This window comes from Thermosporothrix sp. COM3, from assembly GCF_059696735.1.
The window spans coordinates 5,928,971-5,945,030 of sequence record NZ_AP019376.1; the positions used below are offsets into that span (position 1 = coordinate 5,928,971).

Here is a 16,060-nt window from a genome sequence, read left to right on the forward strand (position 1 = left end):
TAAGATGGTGGAGCAAGAAATAGTGGCCGTTTTGCCAGGTTCCGTGAAACGGAGCCAGGGGGCGATGAACCCGACTACTCTTTTTATCAGTTATATACGCCTGTTACCGGAAAAATATCACGGAGTAGATGCGATTATTGCTTTCATTATAGCGAGGAAAGCGGGAAATGGCAGCACCCGGCAGTATACCAGAGGTGCCGCCCTTATTGATCGAAGTGTGTTCGTGCTCAGGGATTAAGGACTTGAGCGTTTACCGGTGTCGACTGAACAGTATTTCCATCGACTTCGGCGATAGCAACAATCTGGGCGTTGACCGTGCGGTGTTTTTCAAAGGGAAACACGCGTATCTTCCACATCGGATAGGCTATCCCTGTTATCTCGGTGGTGGTTTCGTCACTGACATAGGTATAGGGCAGCGCATCGTAAGTCACCTGAAGCCGGACCCGGGCATTTGGCTGATTGGTTTGTATCGTCACCGCCATCTCGGTCTTGTTATACACCTGCTGCGGATAGTTGAGAATCTGCACGGTCAGTGTGGCCGGGTTTCCCTCTGTTGGGGAGGGAGATGGGGCCACAGTCGGCGAAGGTGTGGGTGACGGCGATGGCGTGGGGGAGGGTGTTGGCGACGGTGTAGGTGAGGGTGTGGGTGAAGGCATGACGGTCTGCTCAACGGTGGGTGTCGACTGTTGAGTCGGGGCAATCTGCGGTGTCCCTATAGTGTTCGTTTGCAGCGAGTCAGGCACCTGTCTCAAAATATTCCCAGCTACAAAGGCGGCAACTGTACTGATGATGAGAACAAGCACGATCGAGATAATAAGGAACTTATAAGCGGGATCTTTGCGCCAGTAGTAGCCGATTTTGGCAAATGGTGAGGCCGGAGCAGCCCCCGGGGCTCGACGAATCAGATCTTCAGGTTTTACCGGTCGTTTTGGGTGTTGTGGTGGTGTAACCACTGGCATCTGTCCCTGTGTTGGAGACGGAAGAACCGGCGGCATGTTCATTTGTGTTTCTTCCGAGGAGGGCGGCACCTGCCCCGACTCGGGTGATGGTAGAATCAATTTGCCCTGGAACGACTGCGAATTTTTCCCATCTGGAGAATTGTCTATCAATTGTGCATCCTCCTCTCAGTAGACGTTGAGGGCGCAACCCTCTGTAGCGGTTCTTTCCCGGAACCCTGGATGTCAGAGAACGCTGTATACATTGTCAATGATATGCGGCCTGGCTTCTCGGCTGCGAAGCACTGAAACAATATGCTGCTTTCTGCCGATTGATCCCCTCTTTTCTGGTTTTCATTATCTGAAAAGGCTACTCCCTGCTATACAGGAGAAGCACGGGAAACGGATGAAAATCTTCCTATGAAGAAAACGAGTCAAGAAGAGATAGTATGCTTTGGGTAGACATATTTCCTACTCCCTGGTGAGAAATTGTAATAATATGCACCTTTTGACCGAGAGGCCGCCAGAGACGAGGGTCACTCGCCTGAAACAGGGCAAGGGTGGGTATGCCGAGCAGGGCGGCCAGATGGGTGATACCGGTATCGTTGCCCAGATAGGCCCGGCAACTGGTAAGGGCATACGCGACATCCAGTAAGGGTGCTGAGATCAGTTCTGTCAGGAACGCGGGGGCGGGAGTCAGCAGGTGGCGCAGTTCTTGCAGGCGTTGAGCCTCTGCTGGACCAGCCAGTAAAAGCGTTGGCTGGCGCTTCTGCTCGAGATGTTGAATAACCTCGGCAAAGCAGGGAACGGGCCAGCACTTCTGTGGTCCCCCGCTTCCCGGATGGATCGCAATAGTTTCCTGCCCACTCGGTCGCTGGGGCAGCGTTAGCTGAAAATCGGGTGCAAGCATCACGCCAGCCGTTTGAGCCAGATATTCCGCGACATGGATCACCGTATCAGCAGGCGGCCTGCCCGGTGCTGTAATCACCTCTTGAATCCCGCTGGCGGTCAGATTGCGTGCAATCGTCCCTTCGGAATCACGCAGCCAGCAGATCGCCAGATCGTAGCCTGCGAACTGCGGCGAGAGCAGCCGGCGAGCTGTTTCCGGGCTGGCAAAGAGGGCGCTCCATTGAAGCGCTTCATAGTCAGAGGTCTCTTCGACCAGGCCACTGGCGTGGAATAGTGGTAGGACATCTGCACGTCCAACGAAGTGTATGGTTGTATTCGGATGATACGCCTTGAGAGCGGCAATCACGGGCAGCGTCAGTAGCGTATCACCGATGGCTCCGGGACGAACAAGCAGGATGCGCATAAGGATTCTGGCTTTGCTCCTATTTTCTGGCAAGTATCAGGGCTTCGAGTATGACAGCTGCAACCAGAGAAATCAGTCCGGTGAGGGGTTCCCAACTATGCAGTGCCTTTAAGATCATATTGAGTATAAGCACAAGTGTCAACAGGGTGGATTGTCTGAGCGAATGGCCCGGAGCGGCGCGGTAGAGCCGAGGGAGAAGGAGTGATCCAAAGATCGAAATGCATGGAGTAAGCGTGCACATTGTGGCAAGGCCGAAGAGCACAAGAAACAGTGCCAGCAGTAAAAGGTGGTGTGGTGGCACAAAATAGGTAAAGAGGGCGAGCGCCATCCAGAGTAGCATGGCGATCCCGCCCATTGCGAGTATAGCTCGTCCGGTCACGTTCGTCCTCGGCTTTTAGCGGAAAAACTGGAAGCCCTGATTGTTGGTCAGTGGGGCTTCTTCGCGACGCAGACGGGCCTGATTCTCGTTGCTAAAGTATTGCTGCCACATCTCGGGCGCGTCCTTGCTTTCGCCACCATGCGGCGTAATGCGCTGACGGACCCGGCAGATGACCGGCGTGTTGACGGCTGAACCTGCTACAATAACCTGCCCTTTGGAGAGGGCCGGGAGATTATGCAGCAAGTCGCGGCCAACGCCTTCAATGGCGGCTGCAACACTTTTCTGATCGATCTCGTTTACGATGCGCATAATGCATTGAGTCTGACACTGACTGAGCACGTCGGCATCCAGCTTGCCCGGACGCTGACTGATAATGCCAACGCCAATCCCGAACTTACGCCCTTCGGCCAGCACCTGCTTGAGAATTGAGGTGGAAACGACCTCGGCTCCGCCCGGGGCGAAGTGATGTGCCTCTTCAATCAGGACGAAAACCGGGTAGGGTAGGTACGACTCACCGGAATGGACCTTGCCGCGCTCAGTATCCATTCGGGCATGATAGAGACGGCGCAACAGGGTTGCGACAATCACCTGCTGGTCGCGTTCGTCGATCTCATTGAGCTGAAGCACTGTACACTGGCCCGGCTTGAAGATCTCGCGGAGGTCCAGGTGCAGGCTGTCATCGAACGTCATGCTCTGTTCAAAGCGCTGCTCAATACGCCAGGTTAGAGCATGTACCGTGCTGGAATCGTCGGCCCCTTCGCTCTCCTCGTCCTCTTTCTGGCGGGCGCTGCCTTTGATCGCTGCCTTGAGATCGGCAACGCTCCAGGGAGTATCGCCCTTGCGGCTGCGGAGCTTCTGTAGGGCGCGGTTCAGCAGATATTGCTGTTTCTCCGTCATCTCGGGAAGCAGGGCGCGCATATCGCCCATTTGCAGCGTTGAGAGGCGCACCTTGATCTCATCGTGCTTGTAGACGTGGACGGTCGGGCGATAGCCGGGGCCGAAATTTCCGGACTCCGAGAAGGAGGGCTCGTTCGCGATCTGATCGAGCGTGCTATATTCGCCGTGTGGGTCGATAATCAGGACGCAGGCTTTATTATGAGGCTGCATTAACTCCTCTATAAAGACGCTTGCCAGATAGCTTTTTCCTGCGCCTGTGCTGGCGATGATTGCCATATGGGTACTGACCACATCTTTGACCGAGAGCACGATAGGAACCGCGTTCGGTTCACGAGTGAGCAGAGAGCCGATGGTGGCTGAGCCGGGCTCATGGTGCTTTTTGCGGCTCAACACTTCTGTCAGCATGGCATCATCGGCAAGGAAGATCTGCTTCCCCGATTGTGGCGGAATCCAGGGATTGATAAACGACTCGGTTGCCGGATCATAATAACCCATGATTGCCACATGGAGCTCAAAGAGCTCGTTGGTGCGCGAGTGATAGCCGACCATTGCGGCCACCTGATCGGGCGCAATTTCCGGCTCGCCTAGAAACGTATCGGGATAGAGCCGCAGGGGAACTCGTTTGATGATGCGTCCGAGCACGCGGCGCACGCGGCGGCGGGCTGGTGTTGAGCCATTATGTGAGGCGGCTCGTGGTGAGTCGAGCTCATAATAGACATATTCGCCGTTTTTGAGAATCTGGAAGTCGTCCCGGGAGACAAACGTATATTCGTGGATGCTCTCTCCCGGGCCTTTGGTGATTCCAACTGGCGTGGGAAGTTGGGTTCTGGTTGTCTGGCCTGGATCTACTAGCACACTGTACCTCCGTTACCCTGTAGTTTCGACTTTGAGCCGCCAGGCAAAATTTCGTTTTACGATCGAGAGTAAAGCGAGATTGTGGGGGAAGAGCCGTTCCAGTTGATCGATGATACGCAGGACTACCATTGGTAAGAGGTTACTCCGCTGCGCAATAATGTGCGGCAGGTAGCCCATCTGGAGGTACGGTTCTGGCTGGTCTGGGCGGTCGGGGTCGCGAAAGAAGTGGAAGGCTCGTACTTCCTCATCGTTCATGGTTTCGATCTCGCTATCCAGCTCAAGCGAAAGGGGCGGAATGCCATGTGAGGCCGAAAGGACGGTTACACTGCCATCCGCGTTCTGCTGCTCTTCCATAGTGCCCAGAATGATGACATAGATCAGGACTGCCTTCTCAGAAATATAATCGGGCGAGAAGAGTTCAAGCTGTGCCTCGTTTGAGAGGCGTGGGCCAAGTGTGCCATATGCCGGATTTTGCAGGATCGTATCGTAGATGACGCCAACGGCATAGGTCACAGGCTCACTGCTGGAACCAAGCAGTTGCTTGAACGGCATGCTCTCATCATACTCTCCGGCACGAATGGCAACGCGTACGAACCGGCCAAAAGCGTAGTCAGCCGGGCGGGGAACTATATCGACTTCGCGCGGGCCAAAAATCTGGCAGACATAGTTAATGTGCGAGTCGGATTTGACGATCTTCCCTATAACCATCAATGTACCTCAGAACTTTTCCGTGGGCTTGACTTAGAACAAATGCTTTTGCCGCATTATAACATAGTGAGAGCGTTTCGCAGTGGTTTTTTGGGAAAGCTGTTCAATTTCCATCTATCTTTCTGGTTCGTTTGCCGGTATAATTTGCTGAAGATCAGTAATGGAGCAGCCAGTTTCGATGCGTTTCCCAGGGGCGCCGACCGCTGTTTGCACCATTTATTATGCATGAGGGAGAACAACTTTATGACCGAGGCGAAAAACGTCTCTTCTCCAGATGATTCGACTAAGAAATCAGTACCACGACGACCGCCAGAAGTGGATCAGTACGTCGATAGATTTCTTTCTATTGTGTGTGATACCAGCCGTCGCTATATTCTGGAGTTACTGGCTATTCCTCAGGAAGGCGATTCCCCCGCTTTACCAGAGCGCCGTTCGGGGGATATTGCTCGTGAAATCGGGCTCTCGGCAGCTACCACTTCCGAACATTTGCGTCAGCTTACAGAAATCGGGCTGGTCGCTTCCCGCAGAGAGGGGAACATTGTCTATTATCGTCTGCGTAACCATGCGTTGGTCAACGCGTTTCAGCAATTGATTGTCGCTCTGGATAAGGATTATGCTGCTCAACTGCATCTTGACGAGCAATAGCCTGCTCAAGTGAGAAGCTCATCAATGGCCTGCAAGAATTCATCAAGGTCGAGTGGTTTGTGCATGCCCTGAATATGGCGCTGGTGGAGTTCTGCCTTTGGCAGGCGTGCACTGATCATGATCGCAGGCACATGGGACAATTCGTGTCTGGCATGCAACTGGTCGTACAGTTCGAGGCCATTCATATGCGGCAGGTGATAATCAAGGATGAAGAGATCTGGCTTTATCTCATTGACCGTTTTGAGGGCCTCGAAACCATCTGTTGCCAGTATAGCAATGTAAGGAGTTTCTTCCGAAATGACCTGGATCAGTACTTCTCCTATATTTTCGTCATCCTCTACTAGAAGGATAGTTTTTTTGCTCGACTTTTGCTTTGCTTGCTCGTTCCGATGACTCATACCGTAGCTCCGACCATGCCGTCCTGTTCTCAATTTCGATCGCGAACGAAATACTATTCTGACTATATCACGTTTTCTCAGAGAAAGATAGGGAAGATTTCACCTTCCCTTTGTTTTTTGTGATCTTTATGGGCCGCCTGTTTTATTCACGTCAGAGCTGACTTCAATGTTACCCTGTGCTATTTGTCTGCTTGCTCTTATACTCGCCCTTTCTGTAGAGTACAATTGGAGATAGCACGATGGATTGACGATCCTGTGGGGTGCTCTTCACGCTCATCCGGGGAACTGTGCTGAGTGTGACGAGCTCATCTTTTTTTATGGAGAATGAATTGATGACCGTAACTCTTCCTGATCTGGATACGCTGTTACAGCCGTTGCTTGCGGACGAGGAGGGAAGCACGACGCTTTCCGCTCGTGAGTATCTTTTTCCTGTGACCCGGGAGCATGTCTATTTTAACCATGCATCGACGGGAGCACTGCCCCTGCCGACGGCTCGCCTGATGCAGGAGTACATAGCAGATACCTCTCGTTATGGGGGGCTGCATGAGGATTACTGGCGAGGCCACTGCACGGAAGCTCGTCGTCGCCTCGGACGGATGCTGGATGTGCCAGCGGAACTGATTGCCTTCACGGCCAGTACCGGCGATGGTTTGATGACGATCGCGCAAGGGCTGGAGTGGCGCGCAGGGGATCACATTGTCCTGGCTGAGGGTGAGTTCCCGAGCAATGTCTATGCCTGGTTAAATCTGCGTGAACAGGGCGTTGAGATTGAGTTTGTACCGGTTCGTGATGGGCGTATTCCGGCTGAGGAGATCTGTGCTCGCATCACCGAGCGTACGCGCCTGGTCAGTCTGAGCCTGGTAGAGTTCTCGACCGGCTTTCGTAATGATGTCGCAACGGTGGCGGCTTATTGTCATGAGCGCGGCATTATCTGTGGAATCGATGCGATTCAGGCGCTGGGAGCACTTGACGTGAATGTGCCCCGGCTTGGCGTTGATTTTGTTGCTGCTGCCGGTCATAAATGGCTGCTCTCGCCGCATATCTGTGGCATTCTCTATGTGTCGGAGGACCTCCTTGCTCGTTTGCAGGTATCGCGTCGAGGCTGGTTCAGCGTGAGCAATCCGATGGATTTCTTCAACTATGAACAGCCTCTCAAGGAGGGCGCGGCGCGGTTCGAGCATAGTTCGCCCAATACTTTTCCAACGGTGGGCCTGAGTGCTTCGCTGCATGTGTTTGAGCGCCTTCAGGGAGGAATGCAGGCGGTCGAGCAGCGGATTCTGGGCCTGACCGCGCACACGATCAAGGGCTTACAGCAGCTCGGCTATAGAGTGGTCACCCCGATGGGTGAAGGGGAGCGCTCTGGAATTGTCTGTTTCCAGCCTATTGCAGAGCGTCAGCAGACAGTGCAGGGCGTGGTCGCAGCACTGGCCGAGCGTCGCATTTGTGTTGCGGCACGTGGCACAGTTGTGCGCATCTCTCCACACTTCTATAATACAATAGCAGAAGTAGATGCACTCTTAAATGCGCTTGAAGAGATCAAAGGTATCTAGCCGCGCTTTGGGGGGGCGTGTTTTGTTGTAATGGAGAAAGGATTGAAGTATGACATTCTCTTTCATTTTGATGGATAGGGCAGACGCGACGCGCATTGCGCAATGGCGCTATGAGGGGGAATACGAGGTCTATAGCTTCAGTGCAGATGAGGAGACTATTGCCGAATTGCTCGATCGTCGTAGCCCCTACTACGCGGTTCATGATGAAGAGGGGGAACTGGTCGGCTACTTTGTCTGTGGAACGGCTGCAACCGTGGCCGACACCGATGAGCCGCGCCTGTTCGTCGAGCCGGGAACGTTGCCTATCGGGCTTGGTCTGCGTCCTGATTTGGTCGGGAAGGGACTTGGCGTGCAGTTTGTGCGCGCTTGCCTTGAGTTTGCGCGTCCGATGTTTACCCCGGAGCGCTTCTGTTTGTATGTTCTTTCCTGGAATAAGCGAGCGCTCAAGATCTATGAGCGGGCCGGGTTCCATGCCGCGCGTACCTTCTTGCAAGAAAATAAGCACGGAGAAAGCGAATTCATTGAGATGGTTCGCTCTGCCCGTCTGTAACCATCTGGAATGGCTCTTGCGTGATAGAAGAAGAGAATAGCCGGAGCTTGAAGCCTCAAGTCTCCATTGTGCCTGTCGGGTATACTAAGTGAGAGATGTGAATGAGTGGGTTGGTACGGTGAAGTAAGGTCGTCTGTATGCATTTCTGCTTGACAAGTGTCTTGCTCATCGCATACAACTAAAGTGTACTCGATAACGCCTCTCCTTTGTGAGCCTTTGCGAGGGGGAAGGTGAGTATTCAACAGATGTGTAATTGACGAGGTGTCGCGCCTCGTTCACTATTTTCTTGTTAGAAGAAGGAGTGATGTCTTATGGCATTTGAGCTTCCGCCTCTTCCGTATGACTACAAAGCGCTTGAGCCCTATATTGATGCTCAGACAATGCAGCTTCATCATGACAAACACCATGCGACGTATGTCAACAACCTCAATGCTGCGTTGCAGAATCAGGCATCTCTGGCAAACCAGAGCGTAGAGGATCTGCTGCGCCATATCAATGAGGTTCCTGAGAACATCCGCACGGCTGTTCGTAACAATGGTGGTGGTCATGCGAACCATACCATGTTCTGGCAGATCATGAAACCCAATGGTGGCGGCGAGCCAAAGGGCGACCTTGCGAACGCGATTAACGCAAAGTTTGGCTCCTTTGATGCCTTCAAGCAGCTCTTCAATGATACCGGTGCCAAGCGCTTCGGTTCCGGCTGGGTCTGGCTGGTACTGGATCGCGGCGGCAACCTTGAGGTCATTTCGACCGCCAATCAGGATAGCCCGCTGATGGAGGGCCTCTATCCTGTGATGGGAAATGATGTCTGGGAGCATGCGTACTACCTCAAGTATCAGAACCGCCGTCCTGAATACCTCAATGCCTGGTGGAATGTTGTGAACTGGGATGAGGTTGAGAAGCGCTACGCTCAGGGACGCGGAGCAAAGTAGGAACGTACACGCTCTTCCAGAGCAGGCGTTTTTTGCTTGAGACAGATAGGAAGCAGGGCTTTGCCCGCCTCTTACCTGTCTCTCTTTTTGACAAAGCGTTGGCGGTTTGCTACACTGAAAACCGCGTAATGCATACGAACAGAAACAGGGCTATGCTTTGTCTCCATTTTTATGACACTCTTCTTACCTGTTTCCTTCATTATGGCCTGTTCCCCGTACGAGCTATTGAATGGGCTTTCTTTTTGTCTGAAAATCGATAAAGTGTGTTTGAGTTCAGTCAGGTTGGAGGATCGTGAACCAGGAAGCAATCTTACATGCAGATATGTCCTTTATGCATGAATGGGCGCTGGATAAAGGGCGCAGACTGAAGCGAGCAGAAAAGATTATTCTCTCTACAATCAACCGTTTTGTGTATGAGGCCGACCATATTGTTATCAGTGTCGGAGGAAAAGCCGGGCGGCTCGGGGAGAGCGTGGTTGCGACAGCGCTGGTGGAGGCGGTGATGCAGGCGCTCCGCTACGCCGGCAAGGCAGGAACTCCCGTCACTATTTTGGTAGATGAAGGCGCTGCCTCTCTGTTTAATGAGCAACTCTATCAAAAAGAGTACTGGCAAGGAATAACGGTTGTACGCGCGACAATTCAACCGGAAGAGCGTCGCCTACTGGTGCAAGAATATGCAGTCGGTGAAACGGTGCTGGTGCTGGATTTCGACGGGGCCAATGATGAGCTGCCGAAGCTTCAGGTGCTTGAGCGCGACGAAGAGGATTCCTGCACGGTTGCCATTCTCGACCATCTGTTCCGGGTGGGGATACGAAGCTATGCCCATCGTGGCCCTGTACGGCGCTACGTTGATTTTGTGGAAGAGCTGTTTGATTTGCCTGACGGGATCTTGAATGGCCTCTATGCTCAACCTCAGATCCGCCTTTCTACCGTGGAAGAACAGGAACGATATCAGACGCTGGTGAAGCGCTATACGCTGAATCCTGACGCACTTCGAGTCGTTTGCTTCTTTCAGACGGTTGTCATTGCGAAGTGCTACTGCCGCTGGGACGAGGTGATGCAGTTGCTCTGTGAGCATGTTGCCCGCGCTTTCCCGGGAAAAAAGGTGGAGTTTATCATTGTTTGTGGTCCCGATGAGATCCACCCTGATGGGATGCGTAGAGCCGATTTTCTGGAAGAGTATCAGGGGTTTCGGGGGGTAGACCAGAACGCGCGGGTACTGGTAGTCGCGCCCGATTCGCTGCGGGATCTGGCGATTCTGGCAAAACAGGCGGATCTTGCCCTGTCGAACGACACCGGTCCTGGACATATTGCCGGAGCGCTCCAGGTGCCCACTGTTACGCCGTATCTGCCTGGAAATGTCTATTCGCGCAAGGTCTGGGCCTCGTCGCTCTGGCATGAAGGCGTAACGCTTGAGCCGAGCCCATATAGCTTCGAGCAGATTCGTTCGGCTGTCCTCTGGGATCGTACCACGATCATTGATAGTATCCCACCTGAGGAACTGGTTTCCGCCGCGCTTGCCAGCCTGCCTGAGGAATGGCGCGTCGAGAATCACGTGCAACCAATAGCGTGAAGGCGTAGAAATGAAAGTTATCCACATATTGTGTGTATTTCTCCACAATTATGTGGATAACTCCCCTGTTTTAGGTATTATTCTGTTTCTTGCTCGATGTAAAGGGGCGCATATGAAAGCTATTACACAAACAAAGGTGCAAGAGATTCGTTGCATCCCGCCTCATTGTCCTCGATCAAAAAATCTCCTGTGTCCGCTCCATAGAAATTTGTTTCCTCTCAAGCGTGTTTAGAAGTGGCACACATTCTATGCCACCCATACAACGCTGATCCCGGTTACAACAGTGGAGCTGTCGCAGCCAATCAATCCATCTGGAGCAACCGCAACAGCGCATGCTAGCCCTTGACGGCACCGGCTGTCAACCCGGAGACAATACGGCGTTGTAAAAAGAGCACAAGCAGGACCAACGGTAACGTGACGATGATCGCGGCGGCGGCAAGCTCACCATAAGCGATGGTATGTTCGCTGCTGAACTGCGTAATCGCGACGGTCACCGGCTTTGCCTGCTCGTCGGCGGTCAGTACCAGGCCGAACAGGAAATCGTTCCAGACGGCGATAAATGAGAGGATCGCTGCCGCAAAGACACCGGGCGCGGTCAGGGGCACAACTACATACCAGAGCGCCTGTAGCCGTGATGCACCATCGGTTCGGGCTGCTTCTTCCAGATCTGCCGGAAGATCGCGGAAGAACGAAGCCAGAAACCAGATCGTTAGTGGTAAGGTAATCACCAGATCCGGGATAATCAGCGCCAGGTAGGTATTGTAGACGTAGAATGGACCGGTAAAGAGAATATAGAGCGGGCCAACCATCGCGATAAACGGAAACATATTGACCGAGAGCACACAACTGAGTACAAGCGGTTTTCCGATAAAGTTTGTGCGTGCGATGGCGTAGGAACAGAAAATGCCAAAGAAGAGCGAGAGCAGTGTTGTCGCTCCCGCCACAATAGCGCTATTCCGCAGGGCCAGCAAGAATGTCGGCGTTGTCAGAACGTGCTGATAGTTTTCCAGGCTGAAGGTTCGGGGAAAGAGCGTCGGTGGGGCGGCAGAGAGCTCCAGCCCCTCTTTCACCGAGGTCATAAAGGTCCAATAGAGTGGGGCCAACGACACAAAGACGATCAGGATGACGGCCAGATAGCGGCCAAAAACACCCCAGTTCCATTCTTTCGTTGTTTTTGTGGTTTCTTCTACATGCATATGAGTTGGCATTAGTACCTGTTTTTGGACTGCCATTGTTCAGGCTCCTTTCGTGTTATCTTTGCTGGCGCGTGCCCTCACGCATAAAGCTCAGGAAGATCAGGCTGATAATGACGCCCAGGAGAAAGATAACGACCGAGACCGCAACTCCTTGCGAGAAGTCGCTACCAATTGGCGAAAGCAGCTTTTGGGAGGCAAAGGTTGCCAGGGAGGGAACCGAACGTTGCCCGAACACATAGAAAATGTCGAACACCCGAATGGCATCGAGAGCCCGGAAGAGGAGCGCGATCAAGAATGCCCCTTTGAGCATCGGCAGAGTGATGCGCCAGAAGCGTTGCCAGCGTGAAGCGCCATCAACATCGGCAGCCTCATACAGTTCGGCAGGAATAACCTGCAAACCTGCTAGCAGCAGGAGCGCCATAAACGGCGTGGTCTTCCAGACGTCAGTTATCAGGCAGGCGGCAATCACGCCCCAGTAGCTCCCGATCAGCGAGTCGCTCGGGCCAAGCAGGTGCAAAAAGCGCAGGATATAGGTCATGATGCCCGTCTGATCGTTGTACATCAGGAGCCACATCTGCGCCGAGACAACGGTTGGAAAGGCCCAGGGAACCAGAATCGCCGCCCGTACCAGACCGCGCCCGGGAAAAGTTTTGTTAATCAGCAGCGCGATTCCCAGACCAATGATCGATTCAAGCGTGACGCTTCCGATCATAAAGATGATGGTGGTCAGGAATGCCTGCTGAAACACATCATCTCGCAGACTGGCCGTGTAGTTCCGGAACCAGATAAACGCCGGGTGTTCCAGCAATGGGTTATCCAGAAAGCTTAGACGGATCGAGTCAAGCATTGGATAGATGGCGATAATCAGGATTAACAGGATGGTTGGTAGCACCAGGGCATAGGGGAGAAAGCCCCCCTGTAAGCGGATTCGATCAAAGAGAGAAAGCTTCTTCTCCTGTGGTGGTCTCGCGGTAAATGTTGTCATTCCGTTCTCCCTTCACTGTCGCTCTGCTCGTATTTCACGACCATGAAATAGCCTCTCATGCCGCGTTTTATCTGGGATTGATGATATTGTTGAGCTCGGTTTCAAGGTTCGCCAGAGCTTCGACCGGCGTGACCTGATGCTTGAGCGCCCGAAAGATATGCTTCTGAATCGCGTTGGAGACTGCCGTGTATTTGGGTGATACTGGGCGCGGCTGAGACTGTTCCAGAATCGGTTTAAAGCGGGCAAATTCTGGATGTTGCTTCAGGACATCTGCATCTCCGTAGATACTGGCAAGCGTAACGGTGAAGGTGGCTTTCAGCGCCGCGATCTTCTGGGCCTCCGGACTTAACATATACTTGATAAACTCCCAGGCGGCCCGGGCGCGCTCTTCAGGCAAAAAGGCGTTAATGGCCAGATTCCAGCCGCCAATGGTGGAATGTCCTGTTCCCTCTTTGTCTCCTGCTGGCAGGGCTCCAATCTCAAATTGCCGGGGAATGCGTGACTGTTTGGCATCATTGCTGATTGCAATGGCAAAGGGCCAGTTGCGCATAAAGAGCGCATCACCGCTTTTAAAGACATCGAGCGATTGCTGTTCCTGATAGGTGATGACGGCATCTGGCGAGATCGTCCCGACCCAGTTCACCATAGTGGAGAGCGCCGCGCGTCCACGCGCATCGTTCACTTTGATGTTGGTGGGATCTTTGGTATCGAGCACTGCGCCGCCATAGCTATGGAGCACCTCGGCAAAGTTGCAGACAAGTCCTTCATATTGTGCTCCCTGCCAGACAAAGCCATATTTTGTCTGTGGCTGCAAGGTCCTGGCGACATTGCTCAGTTCCTCCCAGGTCTTGGGTGGATGAGAGAGCAGGTCAGAACGGTAATAGAGCAGCCCGATATCGGTGCGGAAAGGGGCCGCCCAGAGCTTTCCCTGATAGGTACAGGCCTGGAGCGGGCTTTGCAGATAGTTCTTGCGCTCTTCGGGTGTCCAGAATTTGTCCAGTGGCTGAATCCAGGCATTGGCGGCAAACTGAGCCGGATAGACCACATCTAGTGAGAGAATGTCGATACTGGTGCCGCGGGCGCGCAGGGTTGTGGTGTATCTGGTCAAGAGATCATCTGTGCTGTTAGGCCCTTGCCGCCAGACGACAGCAATATTATTTTTCTTGCCGACAGTGGTATTGAAGGCCTCGGTTAGTTTTCCGTAGGTGTTTGATGTGTCGTTTTCACTCTGCCAGACCAGCGTATTTGCACCGCTGGCGCTTCCGCCACAGGCTTCCAGGAGAGAAAGTGCGCTTGTGCTGGTCAGACCGAGCAGGGTGGCTCTTTCCAGAAAGGTGCGGCGTGTGATGCGCCCTGAACGCATGCCAGAAAGAATATCATCCAGGAACTGACGTTGTTCGGTATCCATTTCAGGTTGCTCCTTTCACGCTGTCTGACATACTTTTTTATGCTTTTGGCTTATACTTTCCCTCCAGCATTTGGTGAGAAATGCTGTCCGGGAGAGGATAGCGGCCCGAGAGAGAGTTCTGCTTTGTGAGATATGTGTCTGTATAAGTTTGTGAATATGAGCTATTTATATTTTCTCCCCTCGACAAAATTCTGCTTTATATAGATGTATTTAAAGGGAGTGACTGTATTGGGTTTGTCTTTATGGTGATTGCTTCTGGTTTCCTGACGTATATCCTGAATGTAGAGGGAGAGATATTGAATCATGAAAGGAACAAACAGAACATCTGAAAGAGCAACGCCGCGTTTCAGTATCGGTGAAGCGTTTCTTCCTCTCATGCTCATCGTGATGGAAGCATGCTGGATCTATGCCTTACTGCTTGCGGCGAACGCTCTTTTTAGTGCGCCGCTTTTTGAACCGCTTCAGTCTACCTGGCCTCTTGTGCTCATGGGGTTTCTCTGTGCCGGCCCTGTCTCTCTGCTTGAGAAACGCCGGGGATTGCTGCCTTCTCTGGGGTTGTATAGCGTTGGTGCTGCACTTGTGACGCCTGGGCTCTCCTGGACGATCATAGCGACCGTATGGGCAGGCGCCGGGGATACGACGTTGCTGATCGCGCATCTGGTTCTTATTTTTGTGGTTTGTCTGGCGATACTCTGGCATGGGCGCTCTCTTGCCCGGGGCTCATTGGAGCCGGGTGATATAACGGAAAAATTTCGGCGCGGCATCCTCTGGCTGCTAGGTGCGCTTGGTGTGATTGCTGCCACGCAGAAAGCTGCATTCCTTTCCCCTCTGTTCCTGACAATTGTGGTATTTATTGCCAGTTCGTTATTTGCGCAGTCTTTTTCCAGAGTCGCTTTTCTGCGGCTTAGTTACCAGAAGTCGATGTTCGGTGATGTCGCACGGCAGGATCTGACGCTGTTGAGCATGGTTAGTTTGTTCTGTTTGTTTCTGGTCGTCCTTGCCATCCTTATTGTCTCAATTATTCAGCCGAACTTGCTGACTGTGCTCCAGAGGCCGCTGGTGTGGCTTTATCAGGGCGCTATTTATGTATTTGCGCTGGTATTCTATCCGCTGGTGTGGCTGCTGTCGCTGGTGCTCCCGGAGTATAAGTCCGGTCAAAAGCATGAACCACCGATAAAGCAGTTCAGGACACTGGATCATCAATCTGCATCTCCTGCAAACTCCTCTCTCTTTTTCGCTATCCTGGTTGCGGTAACAGCGCTGATTGTTGCACTCCTCCTGATTCGCTTTCTGCTGGCGTTGCGCAAGCGCAAAGTGACGAGTGAGCTGCATGAGAGTATCTGGTCCTGGCACTTGTTCTTTGAGCAGTTACGGAGCCTTTTCAGGGCCCTGCTCCGCAAAAAGACTCGTGCTGTCGCTGAGGCCGAGCAAGAACGATACCCGATGGAGCTGGAACATGAGCCAACGATTCGCTCTATACGTGAGCTCTATCGGGCGTTGCTGGCGTGGGCCGAACGGAATGGGATCAAGCGCAGGCTGGATGAAACCCCGAGCGAGTTTGAGCGTCGCTTGCTGGATCAATTGGCGGTCAGAGGACCGGAATTGCATCAGGTGACGCTGGCCTATATTGCTGCTCGCTATGGTGGGAGAACGTTTCAGGCTGAGGAGATCCTGCGGGTTCGTGAGGCGTGTCTGCTTCTCCAACAGGGGAAGCGAAAAGGGCAGTAGTTCCGGCAT

The 16,060-nt window shown here is 53.1% G+C and carries 16 protein-coding genes; 7 read left to right on the plus strand and 9 right to left on the minus strand.

The window, feature by feature from the left end; translation table 11 throughout:
• Nucleotides 1–43 precede the first annotated feature (43 nt).
• Nucleotides 44–238 (plus strand): hypothetical protein, encoded by a 195-nt coding sequence (locus KTH_RS25445; RefSeq protein ID WP_497621653.1) that lies wholly within the window; start codon nucleotides 44–46, stop codon nucleotides 236–238.
• Here the strand turns inward: KTH_RS25445 and KTH_RS25450 are convergent.
• The 5 genes from KTH_RS25450 to KTH_RS25470 form a co-directional block, all read right to left on the minus strand.
• A complete protein-coding gene (locus KTH_RS25450) occupies nucleotides 228–1,109 on the minus strand; it encodes a hypothetical protein (protein WP_176594928.1) in 882 nt (293 codons plus the stop codon). The two genes, KTH_RS25445 and KTH_RS25450, sit on opposite strands and share 11 nt — an antisense overlap.
• 244 nt (nucleotides 1,110–1,353) lie before the next feature.
• Nucleotides 1,354–2,247 carry a glycosyltransferase family 9 protein gene (locus KTH_RS25455; RefSeq protein WP_111324876.1) on the minus strand — a complete coding sequence of 298 codons (894 nt, stop codon included), beginning with the start codon at nucleotides 2,245–2,247 and terminating at the stop codon, nucleotides 1,354–1,356.
• Nucleotides 2,248–2,266: 19 nt separating this feature from the next.
• Entirely contained in the window at nucleotides 2,267–2,626 is a 360-nt protein-coding gene (locus KTH_RS25460) for a hypothetical protein (protein WP_137686164.1), read from the minus strand.
• A gap of 15 nt (nucleotides 2,627–2,641) precedes the next feature.
• A complete protein-coding gene (locus KTH_RS25465) occupies nucleotides 2,642–4,378 on the minus strand; it encodes an ATP-binding protein (protein WP_497621656.1) in 1,737 nt (578 codons plus the stop codon).
• 12 nt (nucleotides 4,379–4,390) lie between these two features.
• Nucleotides 4,391–5,086 carry a DUF8166 family protein gene (locus KTH_RS25470; RefSeq protein WP_497621658.1) on the minus strand — a complete coding sequence of 232 codons (696 nt, stop codon included), beginning with the start codon at nucleotides 5,084–5,086 and terminating at the stop codon, nucleotides 4,391–4,393.
• Nucleotides 5,087–5,329: 243 nt separating this feature from the next.
• Between KTH_RS25470 and KTH_RS25475 the strand changes: the two genes are divergently transcribed.
• Nucleotides 5,330–5,731 carry an ArsR/SmtB family transcription factor gene (locus tag KTH_RS25475; protein WP_497621660.1) on the plus strand — a complete coding sequence of 134 codons (402 nt, stop codon included), beginning with the start codon at nucleotides 5,330–5,332 and terminating at the stop codon, nucleotides 5,729–5,731.
• A 5-nt stretch (nucleotides 5,732–5,736) separates the two neighbouring features.
• On the opposite strand, the gene KTH_RS25480 is transcribed toward KTH_RS25475, so the two are convergent.
• Nucleotides 5,737–6,129: a response regulator gene (locus KTH_RS25480; protein WP_497621662.1), complete on the minus strand. Its 393-nt coding sequence runs from the start codon at nucleotides 6,127–6,129 to the stop codon at nucleotides 5,737–5,739.
• A gap of 332 nt (nucleotides 6,130–6,461) precedes the next feature.
• Between KTH_RS25480 and KTH_RS25485 the strand changes: the two genes are divergently transcribed.
• From KTH_RS25485 to KTH_RS25500, 4 genes are all read left to right on the plus strand, one after another.
• Nucleotides 6,462–7,679 (plus strand): aminotransferase class V-fold PLP-dependent enzyme, encoded by a 1,218-nt coding sequence (locus tag KTH_RS25485; protein ID WP_497621664.1) that lies wholly within the window; start codon nucleotides 6,462–6,464, stop codon nucleotides 7,677–7,679.
• A 49-nt stretch (nucleotides 7,680–7,728) separates the two neighbouring features.
• A complete protein-coding gene (locus KTH_RS25490) occupies nucleotides 7,729–8,229 on the plus strand; it encodes a GNAT family N-acetyltransferase (protein ID WP_497621666.1) in 501 nt (166 codons plus the stop codon).
• A 311-nt stretch (nucleotides 8,230–8,540) separates the two neighbouring features.
• Complete coding sequence (locus KTH_RS25495; protein WP_497621668.1) at nucleotides 8,541–9,161, plus strand: superoxide dismutase; 621 nt, start codon at nucleotides 8,541–8,543, stop codon at nucleotides 9,159–9,161.
• 331 nt (nucleotides 9,162–9,492) lie between these two features.
• Nucleotides 9,493–10,734, plus strand: coding sequence for a glycosyltransferase family 9 protein (locus KTH_RS25500; protein WP_497621670.1), 1,242 nt, complete (start codon nucleotides 9,493–9,495; stop codon nucleotides 10,732–10,734).
• A gap of 335 nt (nucleotides 10,735–11,069) precedes the next feature.
• Here KTH_RS25500 and KTH_RS25505 read toward each other — a convergent pair whose 3' ends face one another.
• The 3 genes from KTH_RS25505 to KTH_RS25515 form a co-directional block, all read right to left on the minus strand.
• Entirely contained in the window at nucleotides 11,070–11,966 is an 897-nt protein-coding gene (locus KTH_RS25505) for a carbohydrate ABC transporter permease (protein WP_211326311.1), read from the minus strand.
• A gap of 19 nt (nucleotides 11,967–11,985) precedes the next feature.
• Nucleotides 11,986–12,915: a carbohydrate ABC transporter permease gene (locus tag KTH_RS25510; RefSeq protein ID WP_111324866.1), complete on the minus strand. Its 930-nt coding sequence runs from the start codon at nucleotides 12,913–12,915 to the stop codon at nucleotides 11,986–11,988.
• 67 nt (nucleotides 12,916–12,982) lie between these two features.
• Nucleotides 12,983–14,323, minus strand: coding sequence for an ABC transporter substrate-binding protein (locus tag KTH_RS25515; RefSeq protein WP_497621672.1), 1,341 nt, complete (start codon nucleotides 14,321–14,323; stop codon nucleotides 12,983–12,985).
• 303 nt (nucleotides 14,324–14,626) lie between these two features.
• On the opposite strand from KTH_RS25515, the gene KTH_RS25520 reads away from it, so the two are divergent.
• On the plus strand, nucleotides 14,627–16,051 hold the full coding sequence (locus KTH_RS25520) for a DUF4129 domain-containing protein (RefSeq protein WP_111324864.1): 1,425 nt from the start codon (nucleotides 14,627–14,629) through the stop codon (nucleotides 16,049–16,051).
• Nucleotides 16,052–16,060 lie beyond the last annotated feature (9 nt).

What these genes read in the sequence shown, in the direction of transcription:
- KTH_RS25455 (WP_111324876.1), bottom strand. Translation starts at nt 2,247, where the DNA reads ATGCGCATCCTGCTTGTTCGTCCCGGAGCCATCGGTGATACGCTACTG.
- KTH_RS25470 (WP_497621658.1), bottom strand. Translation starts at nt 5,086, where the DNA reads ATGGTTATAGGGAAGATCGTCAAATCCGACTCGCACATTAACTATGTC.
- KTH_RS25475 (WP_497621660.1), top strand. Translation starts at nt 5,330, where the DNA reads ATGACCGAGGCGAAAAACGTCTCTTCTCCAGATGATTCGACTAAGAAA.
- KTH_RS25480 (WP_497621662.1), bottom strand. Translation starts at nt 6,129, where the DNA reads ATGAGTCATCGGAACGAGCAAGCAAAGCAAAAGTCGAGCAAAAAAACT.
- KTH_RS25485 (WP_497621664.1), top strand. Translation starts at nt 6,462, where the DNA reads ATGACCGTAACTCTTCCTGATCTGGATACGCTGTTACAGCCGTTGCTT.
- KTH_RS25490 (WP_497621666.1), top strand. Translation starts at nt 7,729, where the DNA reads ATGACATTCTCTTTCATTTTGATGGATAGGGCAGACGCGACGCGCATT.
- KTH_RS25495 (WP_497621668.1), top strand. Translation starts at nt 8,541, where the DNA reads ATGGCATTTGAGCTTCCGCCTCTTCCGTATGACTACAAAGCGCTTGAG.
- KTH_RS25500 (WP_497621670.1), top strand. Translation starts at nt 9,493, where the DNA reads ATGCATGAATGGGCGCTGGATAAAGGGCGCAGACTGAAGCGAGCAGAA.
- KTH_RS25505 (WP_211326311.1), bottom strand. Translation starts at nt 11,966, where the DNA reads ATGGCAGTCCAAAAACAGGTACTAATGCCAACTCATATGCATGTAGAA.
- KTH_RS25510 (WP_111324866.1), bottom strand. Translation starts at nt 12,915, where the DNA reads ATGACAACATTTACCGCGAGACCACCACAGGAGAAGAAGCTTTCTCTC.
- KTH_RS25515 (WP_497621672.1), bottom strand. Translation starts at nt 14,323, where the DNA reads ATGGATACCGAACAACGTCAGTTCCTGGATGATATTCTTTCTGGCATG.
- KTH_RS25520 (WP_111324864.1), top strand. Translation starts at nt 14,627, where the DNA reads ATGAAAGGAACAAACAGAACATCTGAAAGAGCAACGCCGCGTTTCAGT.